Origin of the sequence: Pseudomonas sp. PA-1-3F, from assembly GCF_021609665.1 — a bacterium.
In the GTDB taxonomy this organism is placed as follows: domain Bacteria; phylum Pseudomonadota; class Gammaproteobacteria; order Pseudomonadales; family Pseudomonadaceae; genus Aquipseudomonas; species Aquipseudomonas paracarnis.
Genome location: NZ_WJZD01000040.1, coordinates 1 through 20,945 on the forward strand (window position 1 = coordinate 1; position 20,945 = coordinate 20,945).

Here is a 20,945-nt window from a genome sequence, read left to right on the forward strand (position 1 = left end):
CGAGTGATGAGACGAAAATTATTCGTGAGGCGTTGCAACGGGGGCAGCTTACCGGAACTGCTCGTTTCATTGAAGAAGTTGAGAGGATTGCAGGCGTTCGTATTGAGCGCCGAGGGCAAGGGCGGCCGAGGTTGGATGGTGGTAAATAAATCTGTCCCCTTTTTGGTCTTTTGCTTTTTGGTCGTCACCCCCTTTTTGGTCGCCCTTTTTGCTCGTCCTGAACGTAACCTACAGGTATCCAATCAAGTGTGTTCAGAAAACCCGAGAGCCTTACACAGGTAAGGTTCTCGGGTTTTTTTTGCCCGTCAGAAATGTTTTCCCTGGCTCCCTCAGCCCGTTCATCCAAGCGATAGGTTCTTTTTTACTGATTTTGCCGGTAACTCCTGACTTCCGGTCTTTGATTGTTGGTTTTTATTTCTTTGCGCAATATTTTTTCGGTTTTTTTGAGCTTTTTGGATTTTTCTTTGGATTTTTTCATTCCGCAAACTCAACAACGCAATTTGTATCAAACTATGTTCGTTTAGTATTGGATCCAATCAGTCGGCATTGCCGGTGGTGTGTCTGACACAAACAAACTGCTGAAAAAGGAGAAACGCCATGATGCTCAAGGACCCTTCCCGCAAATATCGCCACTTCACCACGGTCAACCTGCCGGATCGCACATGGCCCAGCACTGTCCAGGCTGCTGCTCCCACCTGGTGCAGTGTGGATATGCGTGATGGCAACCAGGCTTTGATCGAGCCGATGAATGCCGAGCGCAAGCGGCGTTTCTTCGATTTGCTGGTGAAGGTCGGTTTCAAGCAGATCGAGGTGGGCTTTCCTGCCGCTTCGCAGACCGACTTTGACTATGTCCGTGAGCTGATTGAAAGCGGTTCGATTCCTGATGATGTGACGATTCAGGTCATGACCCAGGCGCGCAGCCACCTCATCGCACGCACGTTTGAGGCGTTGAAGGGCGCGCCTCGCGCCATCGTGCATGTTTACAATGCGACGGCGCCGGTGTTTCGGGACGTTGTCTTCAATGTGGACAAGGCGGGCTGCATCGAGATTGCTACCCAGGCAACACGAGAGATCAAGCAGCACATGGACGCGAACCCCGATACGCAGTGGACGTTCCAGTACTCCCCGGAAACCTTTTGCTTCACCGAGCTGGATTTTGCATTGCAGGTGTGTGAAGCGGTGACGGATACGTTCGGGCCGACCCCGAGCAACAAGATGATCCTGAATCTGCCCACCACCGTGGAGGTGTCTACCGCCAATGTCTTCGCCGACCAGATCGAATGGTTCTGCCGGCACTTCAGTCGCCGTGACAGTGTGGTCATCAGCGTGCATCCGCACAATGATCGGGGCACTGGAGTTTCCACCGCGGAGCAGGCGTGCCTGGCCGGTGCCGAGCGTGTCGAGGGCACGTTGTTCGGTAACGGTGAGCGTACCGGCAACGTCGATATCCTCACGTTGGCGATGAACCTCTACACCAGCGGCATCGATCCGCAGTTGGATTTCTCCGACATCCTGCACGTCCAGCGTGAGGTGGAGTTCTGCAATCAGTTGCCGACCCATCCTCGTCACCCTTACGCCGGTGAGTTGGTGTTTACCGCGTTCTCCGGCTCGCATCAGGACGCGATCAAGAAAGGCTTTGCGGCGCGCCAGGCCAATCCGCAGGGCATGTGGGAAGTGCCGTATCTGCCTATCGATCCTGCCGATATGGGCCGTAGCTATGAAGCGGTGATTCGCGTGAACAGCCAGTCGGGCAAGGGGGGCGTGGCCTATCTGTTGGAGCAGCACGGCATTGTGATGCCGCGTCGCTTGCAGATGGAGTTCAGCAGCCTGGTACAACAGGAAGCCGATGGCTCCGGCCAGGAAATCAGTGGCGAGATGATCCTTGCCTGCTTCACCCGGCATTACCTGGAGCAGGGCAAGCCTTACGCGTTACGAGCCCCCAAACTGGTGAGCGAGGGCGATGTGACTTACCTGGAGGCCACCCTTGAACAAGGTACACAGCGTATCGACTTGAGTGGCGAGGGCAACGGCCCGCTTGCGGCGCTGGTCGATGCGTTTGCCCAGCGTGGCATTCATTTTGATATCGCCGATTACCACGAACATGCCACCCGTGACGGTGCCCAGGCTGAGGCGTTGGCCTATGTGGAAATTCGCGTGGGCAACCAGTTGCTGTTCGGCGCCGCTCGCGATGGCAGTAGCCTGCTCGCTTCCCTCGAAGCGGTCACCAGTGCGGTCAATCGTGCATCGCGCCTGGGCCTGCTCAGCGTGGTGAATGCTGCGGTGCCGTCCTGAGATGAACGCGCATACCGCATTGGCGGCACTTGCCGGTAATTATGGCCACGGTGACATCGTCGCCTCGCATCGACATGACGAAGGCCAACTGGTCTACGCCATCAACGGCGTGATGCTTGTGTCGGTGGAGGAGACCACCTGGGTGGTACCTTCCGGGCATGCCCTGTGGGTGCCTTCAGGTTTGGAACATCAGATCCGCATGACCGGCGAAGTGCGCATGCGCACTTTGTTGATCTCACCGGGAGCGCACCGTCGTTTGACGGAGGAGTGCGAGGTCATCAGGGTTTCACCCTTGCTGCGCGAGCTGATTGTGGCCGCCGGCGATGAGCCTGACAGCCACCCGGCGTCGTTGCGGCATGTACAGATTGTCGAGCTGATTTTCTCGGAACTTGACCGTGCGCAAAGGGTGCTGGCTCACGTGCCGATACCGGACGAGCCGAGGCTCAAGTCACTGTGTGCGGACTTTATCGACAACCCTTCTCAGGAGTCGAAACTTGAGAGTTGGGCGGTGCAACTCAATATGAGTTCACGCACCTTGGCTCGGCTGTTCCAGAAAGAGTTGGGCATGAGTTACGGCGAGTGGCGCAAGCGCACGCGGCTGCTGCTCAGCATGCAGCGGCTGGCCAGTGGTGCCTCCATCCTTGAAGTGGCATTGGAGCATGGTTATCAGAGTCCGAGTGCATTTACCGCGATGTTCAAACGCACCATGGGCTACACCCCGAGTAACTGTCGCTTGGTCTGAATCTGACTGGCGATAGCACCACCTCCTTTTGAACATGGCCCCGCCTCCAGGCAGGGCCATGTTTACCTGTGCCTGGTGTATGGAGCCTGCGGCGCAGAGGGCGCGCCGGCACATTGTCCCAATCGAAACGATGGTTGTCTGGAACTCGGGAGATGCGCAACCCGTTGCTCTCTTACCCTGCGTCTCTACTTGGCATTCTGGATTTCTTCGATGGGTTCGCCTTCTCTTTTCCCACGGCATTGCCGTCTTTCGCTGCTTGGCATGGCGGTGGCGTTATTGGCGGGTTGTTCGTCCTGGGTCGCCCATACACCGGCACAGCCACATCCGGAACGCATCAATGCCCTGAGCCACCTGCCCCAAGGTGTCTCGGACCAAGCGTTACCTGAGCGCTGGTGGCAGTTGTACAACGATCCGCAACTCGACGCGCTGGTGCAACAGGCGTTGCTGCACAACCGCGACCTGGCGGCGGCACAGGCCCATGTGCAAGCGATGCTGGCCGGGATCCAGCAGGCTGATGCCGAGCGCTGGCCGTCCACCCAGGCGTCGCTGGGGGCCGCTTATGGCAAGACGGCCGATGACCAGACGCTGGCCAAGGCCACCGATAGCCATGCGCCGTCAGAGTGGGCATTCAACCCAGGCTTCGAGCTGGCTTATCAAGTGGATGTGTGGGGCCAGGTTCAGCGCACCATTGAACGTGCCCACGTGCAAACCGCAGCGGCGCAGGATGCCGAGGACTTGCTGCGCATCACGGTCGTGGCGCAAACCACTCGCGCCTATGTGAATGCCTGCGCCCTGGGGGCGCGTGCCAAGGTACAGCGCCATTCGTTGGACGTGGTCGGGCATAGCCTGGCGTTGACCGATCGCCAGCGCCAGGCCGGTGTGGTGACAGACCTTGAATACAGCCGCATGCAAGCCCTGCAAGGCGAAACCCAGGCGTTGCTGCCGATGTTGGAGGCGCGTCGACAAGCCGCGCTCTACGAATTGGCCATGCTGACCGGCGTCGCTGAACTGGACCAAGGCTCTGGCGCCGCAACGTGTGAAGTGGTGCCCCAACTCAATGCCGAGTTGCCGGTGGGTGATGGCTGGCAACTATTGGCGCGCCGCCCCGACATACGTCAGGCCGAGCGCGCGTTGCAGGCGGCCACGCTGCAAGTGGATATCGTCCAGGCCGACCTGTACCCCAAGGTGACCTTCGGCGCTTCAGTGTCCTCCTCGGCCAACAAACCCCATGAGCTGGGGGACAGCAGTGCGGTGATGTTCGGCATCGGCCCACTGATTACCTGGCAGTTCCCTAATTGGCAGGCCAACCGCGCGCGGGTCAAGCAGGCACGGGCACTCGAGCAGGTGGAGGTCGCGCAGTTCGAGGCCAGCGTCCTCAAGGCCCTCAAGGAGGTGCGCCAGGCCCTGGCGTTGTACGACGGCGAACGGCAGCGCCACGCGGCCTTGAGCCGGGCGCTGGACAGCAGCCGCCAAGCCTACAAGTTGGCCCAATTCAACTACGACGCCGGTTCTATCGACTTTCTCGACGTGCTGGACAGTGAGCGTGAACTGATCCGCTTGCAGGCCACGCGCGCCGACGCCGATGGCCAGTTACTGCAACGCCAGATCGGCCTATTCCGTGCCCTTGGTGGCGGTTGGCAGTCCGGCGCCGTCGATACCCCGGCCGCTGCGCCCACCCACGCGTCTATCCCTTCTTCCGGTACCCAGCCATGAATATCGCCGTTGATGAAAAAACTGCTGTCCAGGACGAGCAGGAGAATGTGCTCGAGCAACTTATGCATGCGCGTAAGCAACGGCGCAAAAGAAACCTGATCCTGCTGGGCGGCGCCGGGTTGTTGATCGCGGCGGTGGTGTTCGGCGTGTACTGGATGACCGTCGGCCGCTATCTGGAGCAGACCGATGATGCTTATGTGCGGGCCGACTGGATCCCCATCAGCCCGAAAGTCTCAGGCTACGTGGCCGAGGTGATGGTAGAGGATGATCAGCCGGTCAAGGCAGGGGATGTGCTGGTACGCATCGAGGACCGTGACTACCAGGCCCACTTGGCACAAGCCCGCGCAGAACTGGCCGAGACCCAGGCCTCGGTGGCAGCGCAAGAGGCCAACTTGACAGTCACTGACAGCCTGATCGCCCAGCAAAAGGCCGGGGTTGCCCAGGCTGAGGCCCATGCGCGCAGTGTGGCCGCTGAGTTACGCCGCGCAAGCCTCGACCAGCGTCGCTACGAAGGCTTGGTGCGCGAACATGCTGCCAGCGCGCAGCGTCTGGAAACGGCCGCCGCCAGTTACACCCAGGCCAATGCTGCGGTGGAAATTGCCAAGGCGATGCAACGCCAGCAGGAAACCCGCTTGACCGTGGCCATCACCCGCCGTCAACTGGCCCAGGCTTCGCTCCAGCAGCAGATAGCCCGGCGCAGCCAGGCCGAGGCGCAGTTGAACCTGGCGACGCATGCGTTGGAGGACACCTTGATCCGCTCACCCATCGACGGCGTGGTGGGGCAGCGCAAAGTCCGTACCCGCCAATACGTCGCGCCAGGGTTGCCACTGCTGGCGGTGGTGCCTTTGCAGCAGGCTTACGTCGTGGCCAACTACAAAGAAACTCAATTGCGCGATATGCGTGCCGGCCAACCGGTGGATATCAGCGTCGACAGTTATTCGGGGCGCAAGCTCAAAGGCCATGTGGTGAGCTTCTCGCCAGGCTCCGGGGCGGTGTTCGCACTGTTGCCGTCGGACAACGCTACCGGCAACTTCACCAAGATCGTGCAACGCTTTCCAGTCAAGATCGTCATTGATGAGCATGACGAAGGCGGGCCCATCCTGCCGGGCATGTCGGTGATCACCACGGTGGACACCCGCCCAGCTGAGCAGGGCGCTGCACATGACTGAAGCGGCTGAAAAGAGCGTCTCCTTTCGCGCCTGGGTGGCGGTGATCGGGGGGCTGTTCGGCTGTTTCATGGCCGGCATGAACGTGCACGTGACCAGCGCCGCGCTGCCGGAGATCGAAGGCTCCCTGGGCGCGACGTTCGAGGAAGGCTCGTGGATTTCCACCGCCTACCTGGTCGCGGAAATCGTGATGATCCCGCTGACCGCCTGGTTGGTGCAGGTGTTCTCTCTGCGACGTGTGATGCTCGTGGGCTCGTTTGTATTTTTGGTGGCGTCCATTGCCTGCTCCTGGGCGCCCAACCTGGAAGTGATGATCATCATTCGGGTAATCCAGGGCGCTGCCGGCGCAGTGCTGATTCCCTTGTCATTCCAGCTGATCATCACTGAACTGCCGCCCAGCAAGATCGCGATGGGCATGGCGCTGTTCGCGTTGTCCAACAGCGTCGCCCAGGCCGCCGGGCCGTCCATTGGCGGCTGGCTGACCGATGCCTATTCCTGGCGCTGGATCTTCTACCTGCAACTGGCCCCCGGCATTCTCTTGCTGTTGGCGGTGGCATGGTCGATCGATGCCAAGCCCATGCAGTTGAGCCTGCTCAAGCGCGGCGACTGGGGCGGGATCATCGCCATGATCGTCGGCCTGGGTGGCTTGCAGATCGTGCTGGAAGAAGGTGGCCGCAAGGACTGGTTCGGCTCCGATTTCATTGTATGGATGTCACTGATTGCCGGCGTTGCCTTGGTGTACTTCGTGCTGTCGCAGTTGTATGGCAGTCGCTCCTTCATCAACCTGCGCCTGCTCAAGAGCTACAACTTCGGCGTGGCCAGCGCAGCGATGTTCATCTTTGGCGCGGCCACCTTCGGCCTGGTGTTCCTGGTGCCCAATTACCTGTCTCAGTTGCAGGGCTACAACGCCCGGGAGATTGGCATCAGCCTGATCGCCTACGGCATGGTGCAACTGGTACTGGCGCCGTTCATGCCGCGCCTGATGAAGTGGCTCAACCCGAAACTGATGGTTGCCAGTGGCTTTTTCATCATGGCCCTGGGGTGCTATCTCGGCGCGCACCTGGACGTGGACAGCGCCGCCAACGTGATTATTCCGTCCACCGTGGTACGGGGCATCGGGCAGCCGCTGATCATGGTGGCGCTTTCCGTGCTGGCGGTGTCTGGCCTGGCCAAAGATGAAGCCGGCTCGGCCTCGGCCTTGTTTTCCATGCTGCGTAACTTGGGTGGTGCCGTGGGCACGGCGGGCCTGACGCAGATCGTGGCCATGCGCGAGCGCTTTCACTCTGAGCGGGTAGGGGAGTCGATCACCCTGTTTTCCCCGGCCTTTCAGGAGCGCCTGCGCGCCAGCATGGCCGACAGCGAGGCTTTTATCTTCAACCAGCTATTACCCGCTCAACAGCAGGTCCTTGAGGGCTTGATCCACACCGTGCGTCGTGAGGCGTACCTGATGGCCTACAGCGATGCGTTCTATGTGTCCTGTATTGCTTTGATCTTGTGCGGGGTCGCGGCCCTGGCATTGCGCCAATCAGCAAAGAACTGAACTCATTACTGCCCGCAGGTAATACGCGGGCGCTTATCAGCGGTAAGAGGGAACTTGAATGGTAAAAAGGCGAATGGCCGCGTTCATAGACTAGTTAATTGCTAACTTAGCAATTCCATACAGTTTGTTTGCACTCCCTTGAGGGGTGTTAGCCAACTATTGCCTGGCGAAGTTGATTTTATTAACTTCGGTCGGGCTTCTGTTGTTGTGGGTTTTACAACTTGGAAATAAATTGTATTAATTTTCCAAAAAACACTTGCTGATCATCATGAACTTCCTCTAAGTTTCGTCTTGCTTCGACGGCTGACCTTTGGGTCACGGAAGCATAACCCTACAACTTAATTGAATAAGACTCTAGCACTGGCCAAGAACGGCGAGGCAGGCCTGCTTATGCCTGAAAAAAGGTAAGCGGGTATCTCTCGAGTGGTCAGCGTTAACTAAAGCCTGATAAGGAGCGCAACATGGAAGATAAAAAGACGCTGTTGAACGCCAAGAAAGTAGAGCTGGGCAATCATCGGATCTTTGCTGAAATCAATTCGCTGCCGGTCCTACGCGCCTTTATGGAAACCCATGTGTTTGCGGTGTGGGATTTCATGTCCCTGGCCAAGCGCCTGCAACAGGACCTCACCTGTACTCGCCTGCCTTGGCTGCCTCCCGTGGACCCGGCGGCCGCGCACCTGATCAACGAAATCATCCTGGGCGAAGAGTCCGACCAGAACTTGCAAGGCGGTCACTACAGCCACTTCGAACTCTACCTGCATGCCATGCGCGAAGTCGGCGCCAGCACCGACAAGATCGAACACTTTGTCAAACTGATGCGCGAAGGCGTCGATCTGAAAACGGCCTTGAGCCGTTGCGGTGCAGGCCTGGCAGCGTCGGCTTTCGTCACTGACACCATCGAAACCGCCATCAACGCTTCCACCCACAGTGTGGCTGCTGCGTTTTTGCATGGCCGTGAAAGTGTCATCCCGCAGATGTTCCAGCGCATTCTGGACGATTGGGATATCACCGCAGACGACGCGCCAACCTTTCGCTATTACCTGCAGCGCCACATCGAAGTCGACTCGGAAGACCACGGCCCGGCGGCAGAAAGCCTGTTGGCGCGCCTGGTCAATGGCGATGCGCAGCGTCAGGAAGAGGTCTACGTATCGGCTATCGCGGCGGTACAAAGCCGCCTGGCGTTGTGGGACAACCTGCGCGTGGCCATGGGCGAAACGGTCAGTGAGTGCGTGGCATGAACTTCGAAGTGATCGAGGCCGACCAGGCCCAATGGTTTGAGGTGACCTCTGAACGCGGTATCACGCTGACCGTCTTCAAAGACACATTGGACCCTGTTACGAAAACTGGAGTGCGTACACGTCTGGTACGTTTTCACCCTGGGGGCGGCACCCGTGAAATCTATACCCATGATTATCACGAAGAAGTGTATTTGATTGACGGCGACCAGACAGAGCAGGCCAGTGAGGGGCGCCCGGAGAAAACTTACCGCGACGGTAGTTACTTCTTCAGGGCCGCACACACGGAGCACGGGCCGTTTAATTCGAAAGACGGATGCCTGTTGTTTGAAGTGCACTACTACTGAGTATCATGAATAAAGGAAGTAGTCATGAGAGCTGAAGCATATCAATCGTTTTCCGAGTCGTGGGAGGAAAGGGCGACCATTCGGACGCGCCCGAGACGACGCTTGGAAGATGACGAAAAGTTAATATTTCCGACCAGTCGTCAACCATTGGTCATGAGCGCTACCTTTATGCAGAAGTGTAGTCACTTACAGCATTTTGTTCTCGTTCAGAGCTTGTATAAGTTCATTAATGATGTGGTGATTTTCGAAACCGAAATTGTCGACAAGACCGCCAGGAGCATTGCGAAAGATAACTTCGCTATCCGCTTTCCGTTTGCGTGCCGTTACGACGCGATGACCGTGGTCGTCGATGAGGACTATCACGCGCTAGTGGCGATGGACTACATGCAACAGACCATCGAGTTGACGGGCATCGAACCCATCACCTTGCCAGCGGAAATCGAGCTCAGCCGTTCTATCCCCAAGGCATTGGCCATGGCGCCCGCGCACCTCAAGGCTGCTGTCGAGCTGATCTGCGTGGCCATTGCGGAAAACACCCTGACCAACGATGTTGCCGCGTTTGCCCGCGACGACTCGGTCAAGGCATCGGTCAAGGGGTTGATGGCCGACCACTTGGCGGATGAGGGTCGACATTCGGGCTTTTGGGCCAAGTTGACGCGCATTTACTGGAATACCGCGAGCGAAGAGGACAAACGTGTGCTGGCCTCGATCATGCCGGTGTTCTTGGGTGAGTACCTGACCAACGAGATCCAGCAGGGGTTTGATTTCGCGCTGATCGAGCAACTGCCGGTGAACCCCAGCGTCAAGGCGGCGTTGCGTGAAGAGGTCGAAGGCATGAGTTTTCCGATCACGCCGTCTCACCCGCTGGTAGGCAACATCGTCCGATTCTTCAAACACAGCGGCCTGCTCGACGCTCCCTGCATGCAGGAAGCGCTCGCCGATTATCTGCGCTAGAGGACAACTTCGATGAGACATCTTGATATCGTTTTGTGCGGGCGCAGCCATGCGCTCGCCTGCCTTACGCAAGAGTTGGAACAGATGGGGCACACCGCCCGCTTGTTGACCAGCGATAACGCCATTGAGCTTTGCCAGTTATCGGCGCCGGACGTGCTGATAGACGACGCTAGCACGGCGCAACTCCCGCACTATCCGTCGTGTCATCGCCTATCTTTGCGGGCGCAGGCTGACGATGACAGTGATGTTCTCGCGCCACTGCGGGTGGACTGCCTGTGGCGTCCTGGCGATGGCGATTGGATGCTGCTGGGGCGTCGTGAAGTCAGCGCCTCCCTCGCCGGCAACGGTGCCGACCGGGCACGTGAAGCGATAGCGCAAGTGGTAGAGATGGCCAGTGTGCACATCGGGCGTTTCTCACGCAGTGCTGACTATCTTGAGGCGCCCCGTGAGCCGGTGCAGGCGATTGATCGCTTGTCGAGCCTGACCCTGTTGGATGGCCTGGCCTGGCGTCATCGCCACAATGCGAGCGCTAATACCGGCATTCTGGAGGAGGCCAGGCGCCCCTTTGTGCAGCGCTTGGCCGATAGCCTGTTGGCCAACGCCGAGCGCAACGCCCTGAAAGTGCAAGGGCGGGGTATGTCCTATGCGCAACTGCACGCTTATAGCGTTGCGATCCAGGAACGCTTGCAACCCTTGCTTGAAACCTCGACCCCAGGGTTGACGGTGGTCGGCATCTCGTTGCCCAAAGGCACTGCGCTCTATGCAGCGATCCTGGCGGTGATTGGTTGCGGTGCGGTGTACCTGCCGTTGGACCCGAACCATCCTGTCGAACGCCGTGCGGCCATCCTCAAGCATGCCGGTGCCAGCCTGCTGATCCAGGACACCGAGGCAGACAACCCGCTACCGGGCCTGGCTACCCTGGATATTGGCCATCTGGACTTCTTCCACCACGGCGCCAAGGGCTACAGCCGTGTCGCCCTGGCCCCGGATCAGAGCCTGTTGCGCGTAGCGCTGGACGGTTCGGCACCCTGTGTGGCGATCTACACGTCCGGTACCACCGGCCAACCCAAAGGCGTGTTGCTCACAGTCGACAACTTGAGCCACTTCTGTGCGTGGTATGCCCGTTACGTGGAACTGGACCGCCATAGCCGCGCCCTGCAGTTCTCGACCATCAATTTCGATGCATCGCTGCTGGATATCTTCCCGACGCTGATCCAGGGTGGCGAGTTGATCGTGCCCACCGAAGACCAGCGCCGCGACCCGGTGGCGCTTGCTGAATTGATCCAACAGGAGCAGGTCACCCACGCCTTTTTGCCGCCGGCTTTGCTCAGCATCATCCAGCTTGAATCGCTGTACGGCATGCAGCACTTGGTGACGGGCGGCGATGTGTGCGAACCCCACGTGATCGAACAACTGGTGGGCCATTGTGCACTGCACAACATCTATGGCCCCACCGAGACCACGGTGCTCGCCACCTGCCGTACCTTCCAACGGGGGGACAACAATCGCAACCTGGGCGTACCGATTGCCAATACCGCGATTTACCTGCTGGATGAGCACGGCCAACCGGTAGGCGAAAATGACAGCGGTGAAATCCACATCGCCGGGCCAGGGGTAGGCGCCGGTTACCTGGGCGCCTTGCAAATGACGGCCGAACGCTATCGGCTGCACGAGTTGCCCGATGGCCAGTGGGTGCGCCTCTACCGTACCGGTGACCTGGCGCGTTGGACCGAGGAGGGCATCCAGATCATCGGGCGACTGGATAACCAGGTGAAGATCCGCGGTTTTCGGGTGGAGCCGGAAGAGATCGAACACCTGCTGCAATCGAGCCAGTTGTTCCGGCAACTGGCGGTGGTCATCGATCACCAGCGCCGCATCCTGACGTTTTTCTCCCAGCCTCAAGAGGGCGAGGGCCAGGCGGCCAGTGAGCAGTTGCAGGCCTATGCGCTCAAGCATTTGCCCGACTACATGCGCCCCAGCGCCTATTGCCTGCTGGACCGGTTGCCGGCCACGGCCAATGGCAAGGTCGACCGCAAGGCCCTGAGAGACCTGCCGGTCAACTACAAGACGCAAGGGCCGCGCCTGGCTCCCCAGAACGCCACCCAGGCGCAGTTGCTGGAGCTGTGGTCCAGGCTGCTCGACTTGCCTGGGCCGGACATTTCCGTAGATGACAGTTTCTTCAATCTGGGTGGCCATTCGATCCTGTTGTCGCAGATGCTCATGGGGATTCGCGAGGCGTTCGGCAAAGGAGTCTCGATCAACCGTTTTATTGAGCAACCCACCTTGGTCAACCTCGCCAACCTTATTGACCAGGACGTCGAGGCCACTGCTACGGTCAGTCCGCAGGCGCTGCAAGACGCCATGATCCGGCCTGAGCTGGAGGTACTGCCCATCAGTCGATTGGGCAACGTACATAAAGTCATCGTGACCGGTTCCAACGGGTTCCTGGGTGTGCATATCGTCGAGGCCCTGCTGGAACTGGGCAGCACCGAAGTGGCGTGCCTGGTGCGCGAGTCCGGCGGCATGAGCGCGCAAGAGCGCTTCGAGGATGCGCTGATCCAGAACCGCCTCGAACATCTGGACCTGAGCCGGGTCAAGGTCCTGGCGGCGGATATCAGCAAGCCGCGCCTGGGGTTGTCCGAGCAGGACTATGAATGGCTGGATCGTGAATACGGCGTGTTGATCTACAACGCGGCCAACGTCAACCACGTGCTCGACTACGAGTCGCTGGTCAAGGACAACGTCACGCCGGTGCTGGAATGCCTGCAATTGTGTGAAGGGCGCAGCAAGAAAATTTTCAACTTCATTTCCACCCTTTCGGCCTCCAGCACGGTGGACGAGCAGGGCCGGGTATTGGAAGAACCGCCTGCCTTCACGCCGCCCATCTACATCCGCAATGGTTACAACCTCTCCAAATGGGTGGCTGAGCGCATCTTGTGGAACGCCAGTGAGTTGGGGGTGTGGGTCAATCTCTATCGCCCTGGAAACATCGCGTTCAATACGCGAACCGGTGTGTGCCAGCCTCATCAGAACCGTTTGATGCTGATGCTCAAAGGCTCCTTGCAGCTTAAGCAAGTGCCCGAACTGGCGCTCAACTTCGACCTGATGCCGGTGGACTTCCTCGCACGCTTCATTGCGTTTCACGCCAGCCGTCATAACCGCACCAAAGCGGTGTTCAACTTGCACAACCCGCTGCCTTTGACATGGGCTCACTATCTGGAGGCGTTCCGCGCGGCCGGTCACGATTTCCAGATGGTCCCGGTGACACAATGGCAGCAACGCCTGTCGGCCATCGACAGTGATAACGCGTTGTTCGGCGTGGTCGGTTTTTACCTCAATGGGTTTGAAGAAGACATTGGCGATATCTCGATGATCGAGTACCGCAATGCACTCTCAGGCATCCAGAGCATGGGCGAAGACTACCCAGCCAAGAACAGTGAGTTGCTGCAAAAAGGCTGTGACTACCTCAAGCAAATCGATTTCATCTGAGCAAAAAAAAGGAGCTTACCCATGCAACATTTTGAACCCGATACCCTGGTCCGTAATCCAGTCGGCAACCCTGTCGTCGCCAGCGTCAGCGTGAATGGCGATGCTCGCAGTGTGTGGAATGTCGTCGGAGATTTCGCCGGTTTCGCGAAGTTTATTCCGGCCTTGTCCCATATCGAGATGACGGGCGAGGGCGTGCGCTCGGTACGCAAGAAGCTGTTCAAGGACGGCAATGTCGTGATTGAGCAACTCAACAGCCATGACGATCAAACCATGACCATGACCTGGTCGCTGATCTACACCTCGCTGAACATCGGTAACCTGTGGGCGCTGATGGAGGTGGTGCCCCAAGGCCCGAACCAGAGCCTGGCGACCTGGACCATCATTGGCCAGCCCTACACGGGCGGCAAGGAAGACGTACCGGCGTTCGAAGCTTTCCTGCAAGGCTTTGCCGATGACGCGATGAAGAACGTACAGGCGCTCTTCAACTGACATAGGAAGAGCAGGCAGTGGCTGATTCCGTGGCGAGGGAGCTTGCTCCCGTTGGGGCGCGAAGCGACCCTGAGAATAGGACTGCTGCGCAGTCCATCGGGAGCAAGCTCCCTCGCCACAGAAGCGTTCTGCTGTTTTAAGCGTTAGTTGATGGCCTGATCAATCCCCGCCTGCAAGGCCTGGCTTTCACTGTGCCCACCCGCTCGCAGCGGGCCCAGGTTGAAGGCTTGGTCATTGCGTGTGGCGTCGTCGTGTTTCTGGGTCAGTTCGTCCTTGGCACCCAGGGCCAGGTTGACCGGTGACTTCGAAACGTTCAGCCCGACATCGGCGCGGTAGTCGCTGCCGGCCAGTGTGGTTGCCGTCATCTTGGAGCCACCCAGCTCAACCTTGCCATTGGGCGCACTGATCCGCGCGCCCGTAAGCTGGGTATCACCCTTGACCTGCAGGTTGACGCCGTGGCTCGCGCGAATGCCTGACGCCTGGGTGACGCTGTCCTTGGCCACATGGCTGACATCCAGATACAGAGTCGGGGTGTAGCTGGTGTTGCCGCTCTTGTCGCCGAACAACACGCTTTCGGCGGTATTGGCCACCTTGCTGCCGGTGGTGTCTTTGCCACTGACGGTGTAGCTGTCGCTGGTTTTTGGCCAGACCTTATCCTTGAAGCCAGACAAGCGCGTGCCCAGGGCATCGGTCTTGTCTGCCAGGTATGCCTTGGCCTTGTCCACGCGGGTACCGAAGGCGCCACGGGGTTCCGGGTTCACATCGTAGCTGCCACTGCGAGTGAGTTTTTCGCCCAGGCGTTCCTTGGCATTGACCACGCTGTTGACCACGCTGTTCTTGGCCGAAGCCAGGTGCCCGGTGCCTTTGTCGACGACGTTCTCCAGCTTGTCGCGATGCTTGTCGAACGCGCCTTCAGCCTTGGCTTGTACCTTGTCCTTCAATGGGCCGCTGGCTTTGGCCAGCTTATCCACCACCCCCGGCTGGTTTTTCTCGACATCCAGCCTGGCGTCGACATTCACCTGGGTGCTGTTGACCTGGTCCTTGCGGCTTTCGACGACGAGGTCGCCGCCCACCGCGCCATGCACCTTGTCTGCGTCGACACGCGCTCCGGCCAGATGGGTATCGCCGGCACTGTTGAGGGTGACGTCACCCGCCGTGATCAGGCTGTTGTGCTGGGTGGTACCTTGCAAGTGATCCACATCGACCTTGGCCCGCGCATTGATGCCGCGCTGGGTCTTGGGTGTCTCATGTTCACCGGCGTCGGCCAGGGTGGTTTTGCCGACGCTGCCCCCTGCGCCCAGGGTGACGCCCCAGTTACCATGGGTCTGGGTCGATTGCGCAGACTCTTGCAGGATGCCGCCGTTTTGCGCATCCAGGCTAACGCTGGCTGCGCTGACCTGAGTGCCCTGCAAGTGGATGGCATCGGTTGCATCAGCGCCGCTGGCGAGGCTGACCTTGCCGCTGCTGTGCAATTGCCCGACGACGGCGCTCTGGTCGTTTTCCGCCACTTTGCCAATATTGAAATTGGCGCTGAGGCTGCCGGTCTTGCTGCTGCTTTCGGCGCTGCTGGTCTTGCCGGCACCGAGGGTCAGGCCGCCGCCCAGGTTGCTGCCGTTGCTGACGTGGCTATCGGTGGCAGCTTGCAGGTTTAGCTTGCCGCCGGCATTGAGGCTGATATCGCCAGCCTTCGCGCCCGTACTGCCGATCTGCGTGCCTTGCAGGGTCATGTCAGCGCCGCTGCTGAGTTGCACGGGGCCGCTGCCCTGGATGGTTGCGACCTGGGCCTGGCTGTCCTGGGTGTCCAGGCGCTTGTTATCCAACTGCACGCCGGCACCGAGGTTGACGTTGCTGCCATTGGCGCCGGGCGCGGTGCCCACCGTCAGTGAGCCGTTGCCGCGCAGCGTGCTGCTGTTTTTACTCTGGGTGTTGGTGGCCTGGTTGAGCGCCAGCTCACCGCCGGTATTGAGGTTGACCCCGGCCTGGCCGCCGTCGAACTGGCTGCCTTCATAACGGGCATCGCCCTTGGCTTCGATGCTCACGCCTTGGCTGGCCACATAGCTGCCGACCACCGCCGTGCTGCTGGACTCGCGCACATCGCTGCTGCCGCCCAGGCCACTGCCGCGCACATTCAGGTCTTCACCGGTGGTGGTATAGACTCGCACGCCAGCCTTGGCGTCCACGCCTTGCTCGCTGCTGCTGTGGGTGTTGGCCGCTGCGGTAGCAACGTGCTCGCCCGCCTTGATGTTCAGCCCGCCCTCGGTGGCGCGGTACTGGGTGCCCTCGTCCTGCAAGGTGCCGGCCGCATTGACCTGCACCGTGGCGCCACTGAACTGGCTGACCACGGCGGTGCTGTCCTGCGTTGTGCCGGTTTTGTTCGTGTGCCCGACTTCCACATCCAGGCCGACATTGGGTTGCTCGAATGCATCCAGCAAACCGGGCTGATGGAACTTGGCCTGGGCCACGCCCTCGACGGCTTTTTCGATCGGGCGGGTAATGCCTTTGTATTCCACATTGGCGCCGACATCGGCGGTCCAGCCGTTTTCCTTGTGGGTGCTGGTCTCGGTGGAATGGGCCGCCTGGTTGTCGATCTGGCCAGCGTTGACCTGCAGCCCGGCGCCGGCCTTGGCCTGTGCACCCTCGCTGGTGAAGGTGTTGCCAGCGTTGATGGTCAGCTTGCCGGCCGCGGCCACGGTGCTGGTTTGCGCAGTGGTTTTTTCAGCGGTGTCTTGGCTGCTTTGGTGGCTGAACTGAGCGCCACTGCCTGCCCGATCAATGCCGCCGGTGTAGTAGAAACTGCCGCCGGTGGCGGTTTTGTCGACGGCTTCGGTGCGCTTGTCGTGGGCGGCCAACAGCTCGACGTTTTTGCCGCTCAGGCTGGCATCGCCTTCGGTGGCCTGGAGGTTGGACCCGGTGATGCTGACATCGCCTGCGGCGTTAACCGCCACACTGGCGCCTTTAAGGCTGGAAGCCTGTTGTTGCGTGGTGTCGGTCTGGCGGGTTTGCTGCTGGTCTTCATAACTCAGGCCCGCACGGTACTGGCGGCTGACACCCTCGGTTTCCTTGGCGTAGCCATCGAAGCCACGGCTATGGGTGCGAGTGGTGTCGTGGGTGGTGTTCTCGGCGGCAACGACCTTGATATCGCCCTTGGCATCCGCTTGCAGTTCACCCGCGGCGGAGACCTGGGAGCCACTGACGGTGATGTCCTTGGCACTTTGCAGCTTGAGGTTGCTGTCCGAGCGCAGGTTGCTGGCAACCACGGTGCTGTCCTTGAGGTTCTTGCGGCTTTCGTCCTTGGAGATACCGAAGAACTTGCTGTCATTGCTGTAGCGGTTGTCGTGGGAGGTGTCCTGGACGCCGTCGATCACCAGCGAGCCTTTGTCGCTGATGACGCTGGCCTGTTTGCCGCCTCGCGCCTGGCTGCCGCTGATGCGCACGTCGTCGGCCTTGACGATCAGCTTGCCGTCGGCGTTGACCTTGCTACCAGTGTTCGACGTCTTGCCCTGGTTACCGTCGCCTTGCTTGCCGAAGAAGCTGCCACCGGTGAGGTCGCCGGAGTAGGCATTGTCGCTGCTGCTCTGGGTACGGCTGGCGCTGGCGATTTCCACGTGCTGGGCGGCCAGTTGAATATCGCCGGGGGTTTTCAGCTCGGCGCCTTGCAATTGCAGCTTCTGTTGGCTGGTCAGCTCCAGTGTCTTTCCGGCCTTGAGGCTGCTGGTGATGCTGCGCTGTTCGCTGCTGGATTTATCCCAGTTGGCTTTCCACAGGTGTTTGCGATGGTTGCCCTGGTCGCGGGTTTCATGGGTTTCGGTGGCGGCGTTAACGTGCAGGTTGGCACCGCTGTCGACGCGCAGAGTGTTGCCCGCTTCCACATGGCTGGCTTTGATCTCGGTGTTGGCACCGGAAGACAGCGCCGCATCCTGTTGCGCCACAACCTTGTTGCCGTGCTGGCGCGAGTCTTTGTCGCTGGTGGTGCGGTCGTAGGTTTCGTAGGTGAACAGGAAGTTGCTGTTGTTCCACTGTTCACGCTTTTCCTGGAGCTTGCGGCTTTCCAGGCTGCTGAGGGTCAGGTTGCGGCTGGCGTCGAGTTTGACGTTGCGCCCGCTGACGTCGGTGGCGGCCAGGTTCAGGTCCTTGGCGCTGTGCAAGTCGATATCGCCCTGGCGGCTGTGCACGCCAGCGCGAGTGGCGTCGAGGCTGTCGGCGCGCACCTGGCCGCTGATGTCAAGGTCGCCGGCCGAACTGATCTTCACCCCGTCAGTGCCTTGCACCTGCACGCCGCCCACGCGTACACCGGCGCCTTCGGCGGTGCTGATGATGTTGATGCGCCCGGCCTGCATGGCGCCGAACAGGCGCGCGTCGATGCGTTGGTCCTGGGTCTTGCTGGCCGGGTCCACCTGGCGTACCTGCCCGCTGGCGAAATCGACCTGGTTGCTGCCGACGGTGAGGTTCAATTGATCGCGGGCACTGAGGCGACCTTCGCTGTCGATGCGCGGCGCGATCAGGTTGATGGACCCTTCGCGGTTGTGCAGGCCCTGGCCTTGCACTGTCAGTTGGCCGTTGGCATCGCGGGTGCTCAAGGCTTGCAGCTTGCCGTCGTTGAGTTCAGGGCGGCCCACCACCAGGTTGGCATTGGGCGTGTTGATGAAACTGCCGCCATTCACCGAAATACCGTTAGGGTTGGCCAGCACGTAATCGGCCGCCTGGCCGAAAATCTCCTGGGCGCCGTTGAGGGTCGAGGCGTTGCGGCTGATCACTTCGTTGAGGATCACGCTCGCCGCCTGGCCCTGGAACTGCGGGTTGGCCGCCAGTTGCCCGGCAAGTTGGGACTGGCCAGCTTGCAAGGCATTGTTCAACACCAGGCCCTGGCGGTCGACGTTGTAATCCAGGAACTGGTTATGGGACAGGCCACCGGCGTTCGGCGCGACGATGTTGACGATGGGTACGCCGCCCTGGTTTTGCAGCTGCGGCGTACCGCCAGGGCCTTCGACGACGGTCAAGCCTGCGGCGAGCGCGAGCTGCGGCAGCAGGAAGAGACTAGCGATGGCCCAGCGCAGTTTGCCCTGGGGTGAAAGGTGGAAGCTGTGTGAAGTAGTCGGCATAAATAATCTCGCTCTGTGTTGGCTGATCCACGACGCGCGTTGTTCGTTGCAACGCTGCTGGGGTGGTCAGGTACGGCGGTGACTCAGGCTAAAAACAGGTATTGGCTCATCGGTGCACACTCATATCTGCAAGCTAAGGCGCGTCAGCCAGACCTCCGGCTCCTGGCGAAAACCTGTGGGGGTGTTGAGGTTGCGTTGGTAGTCGATGTCGAGCTGTACGTTCTTCCAGCTCAGGTTGAGCCCCGCGCTGGCGCCGCTCAGGCGTTGGCTCTGGGCGCCGTGTTCGTGCTTGACCCAGCCGTTGTCCAGGCCCAGGCGCGGGGTGAGCTTCACCGGCAAGTCAGTGTTGAGCGGCAGGCGCAAGGTGTTGCGCCAGACCGCGCCAATGGCACCGGAACTACTGTTTTCGCGGTAGCCGCGCACGGCCGAGTCGTCGGTGATCAGCAACTGTTCGATGGCGGGCAACGCATCCGGGCTGTACTGCACCGACAACTGGCTCTGCCACTGCCATGGCTGCGCTGCCCATTGGCCGTTGCGCCATTGGGTGAGGTTGGCGCGGTACTTTTGAAACTGCGCCTTGGGCCGGTTTTTCTGCACCTGGTCGGCATCGCGATCGGCGCCGAACCAGGTCAGGCCCTGGGCGTAATTGACGTCCAGGTTCCACACCGCGCTGTTGAGCCAGAACAGGTTCATGCCCGCTTCGGCTACGGTCAGCGTGGGGCTTTGGATGTCCAGGTGTACCTTCTGTAGGTAGCTGTCGACGTCTTTGTAGGCCAGTTGCAGGTTGGCGCTGAGTTGGTGGCCCTGGTCGCGCCACAACACACGGTCGCTACGCAGGCTGACCTGATCGGTGCGGCCACTGTTGTAAAACGTGGTGCGGCTGAGTTTGAACGGCGAGCGGTATTCGGCATGGCTGGCGAACAGGCTGTAGGTCCAGTAACCGTAGGGGATCGAGTAGAACAGGCTGTGGCTGCGGCTGTAGCGCGGCCCATGGTTGAGCGTGTCGCTGAAGCTCAGGTTGAGCGAGTCGTTGATTTGCAGCGGGCTGTCCAGGCTCAAGTTGATCGCATTGCGATCACGCCCGGTGCCGGCGCTGCCGAGGTTATCCACCCCCAGGCCCAGGGCCCAGCGCGAGGCACTGCTGCGCGAGCGCAGGATGATGCGCGACGCGCCCGCGGTGCTGCCTGGGGCGATGTCGGCCGTGAGGTCCACCGAGCGCAGGCGGTTGAGCTGGTCCAGGCCCTGCTCCAGATCTCGCAGGTTCAGTGGCTTGCCGAGCATCCCGGGGAATGCCCCACCCAATGACACCGGCAGGCTCTGGTCGGCCAGTTCGATGGCCTCCAGGTAGCCTTCTTCGACGTGAATATCCAGCGGTTGCCCGGCGGCGGGCGCGCTGATCAGGTAGGGGCGGCTGGCGATATAACCGGCCTCGACATACAGCCGCGTAACCTCGGCCAGCAGGCGGTTGATCTGGGTGACGCCCATGCAAGGCGCCACGTAGGGCTCGATGTGTTTGTCCAACTCGGCACGGCTGAACAGCGTGACCCCGGCCAGGCGCGTACCGCTCAAGGGCCAGCAGCGTTCGTCCTTGGCGATGTCTGTTGGCAAGGCCGGTGTGGCCGCTGGCGTACCGAAACTGCCACGTTGCATCTGGCGTTGGCGCTGCTCCAATTGTAATTGCTGCAGGTCGCGTTGCTGTTGCTGTTGCAAGCGCAGGGCTTCCTGGCCTGGCTGCGGCGCCTCGGCGCCAGCCACGGGCAGCGCCCACAGGCAGAGCAGGGCAATGCCCAGGTTCCGGGTACAACTCAAGTGTCCGGTTGAGAGCTGATTTGGCACTCGACATCCTTAACGTAGAAATACACACGATCCACACCGCACG

General features: G+C 60.3%; 12 protein-coding genes and 1 pseudogene. 11 read left to right on the plus strand and 2 right to left on the minus strand.

All coding sequences use genetic code 11. From position 1 onward, the window contains the following. From GIV26_RS23320 to GIV26_RS23370, 11 genes and pseudogenes are all read left to right on the plus strand, one after another. Window positions 1-149, plus strand: a pseudogene (locus GIV26_RS23320) (transposase); the annotation flags it as partial. Window positions 150-597: 448 nt separating this feature from the next. After that, window positions 598-2,292: a 2-isopropylmalate synthase gene (leuA, locus tag GIV26_RS23325; RefSeq protein WP_034128567.1), complete on the plus strand. Its 1,695-nt coding sequence runs from the start codon at window positions 598-600 to the stop codon at window positions 2,290-2,292. A 1-nt stretch (window position 2,293) separates the two neighbouring features. Continuing rightward, on the plus strand, window positions 2,294-3,034 hold the full coding sequence (locus tag GIV26_RS23330; protein WP_054899116.1) for an AraC family transcriptional regulator: 741 nt from the start codon (window positions 2,294-2,296) through the stop codon (window positions 3,032-3,034). Window positions 3,035-3,244: 210 nt separating this feature from the next. After that, window positions 3,245-4,747, plus strand: coding sequence for an efflux transporter outer membrane subunit (locus GIV26_RS23335; RefSeq protein WP_236282391.1), 1,503 nt, complete (start codon window positions 3,245-3,247; stop codon window positions 4,745-4,747). Next, the gene (locus tag GIV26_RS23340) at window positions 4,744-5,916 is read left to right on the plus strand and encodes an HlyD family secretion protein (RefSeq protein WP_096144807.1); all 1,173 of its coding nucleotides are present in this window, start codon (window positions 4,744-4,746) and stop codon (window positions 5,914-5,916) included. The genes GIV26_RS23335 and GIV26_RS23340 overlap by 4 nt, the downstream gene beginning before the upstream one ends. After that, entirely contained in the window at window positions 5,909-7,453 is a 1,545-nt protein-coding gene (locus GIV26_RS23345) for an MDR family MFS transporter (protein WP_054918466.1), read from the plus strand. Before GIV26_RS23340 ends, GIV26_RS23345 begins: the two co-directional genes overlap by 8 nt. A 461-nt stretch (window positions 7,454-7,914) precedes the next feature. Then, window positions 7,915-8,691: a DUF3050 domain-containing protein gene (locus GIV26_RS23350; RefSeq protein WP_054898387.1), complete on the plus strand. Its 777-nt coding sequence runs from the start codon at window positions 7,915-7,917 to the stop codon at window positions 8,689-8,691. After that, complete coding sequence (locus GIV26_RS23355) at window positions 8,688-9,035, plus strand: DUF4437 domain-containing protein (protein WP_089042406.1); 348 nt, start codon at window positions 8,688-8,690, stop codon at window positions 9,033-9,035. Before GIV26_RS23350 ends, GIV26_RS23355 begins: the two co-directional genes overlap by 4 nt. A gap of 24 nt (window positions 9,036-9,059) precedes the next feature. Beyond that, complete coding sequence (locus GIV26_RS23360; protein ID WP_072448457.1) at window positions 9,060-9,989, plus strand: diiron oxygenase; 930 nt, start codon at window positions 9,060-9,062, stop codon at window positions 9,987-9,989. Window positions 9,990-10,001: 12 nt separating this feature from the next. Continuing rightward, window positions 10,002-13,478, plus strand: a complete 3,477-nt coding sequence (locus tag GIV26_RS23365) for an amino acid adenylation domain-containing protein (protein WP_236282393.1) — start codon at window positions 10,002-10,004, stop codon at window positions 13,476-13,478. 21 nt (window positions 13,479-13,499) lie between these two features. Beyond that, window positions 13,500-13,967, plus strand: a complete 468-nt coding sequence (locus GIV26_RS23370; protein WP_236282395.1) for an SRPBCC family protein — start codon at window positions 13,500-13,502, stop codon at window positions 13,965-13,967. 143 nt (window positions 13,968-14,110) lie between these two features. Here the strand turns inward: GIV26_RS23370 and GIV26_RS23375 are convergent, their stop codons facing one another. Further along, complete coding sequence (locus GIV26_RS23375) at window positions 14,111-19,066, minus strand: hemagglutinin repeat-containing protein (protein ID WP_236282397.1); 4,956 nt, start codon at window positions 19,064-19,066, stop codon at window positions 14,111-14,113. Between the two features lie 120 nt (window positions 19,067-19,186). Further along, the gene (locus GIV26_RS23380; RefSeq protein WP_198790641.1) at window positions 19,187-20,902 is read right to left on the minus strand and encodes a ShlB/FhaC/HecB family hemolysin secretion/activation protein; all 1,716 of its coding nucleotides are present in this window, start codon (window positions 20,900-20,902) and stop codon (window positions 19,187-19,189) included. Window positions 20,903-20,945: the final 43 nt, after the last annotated feature.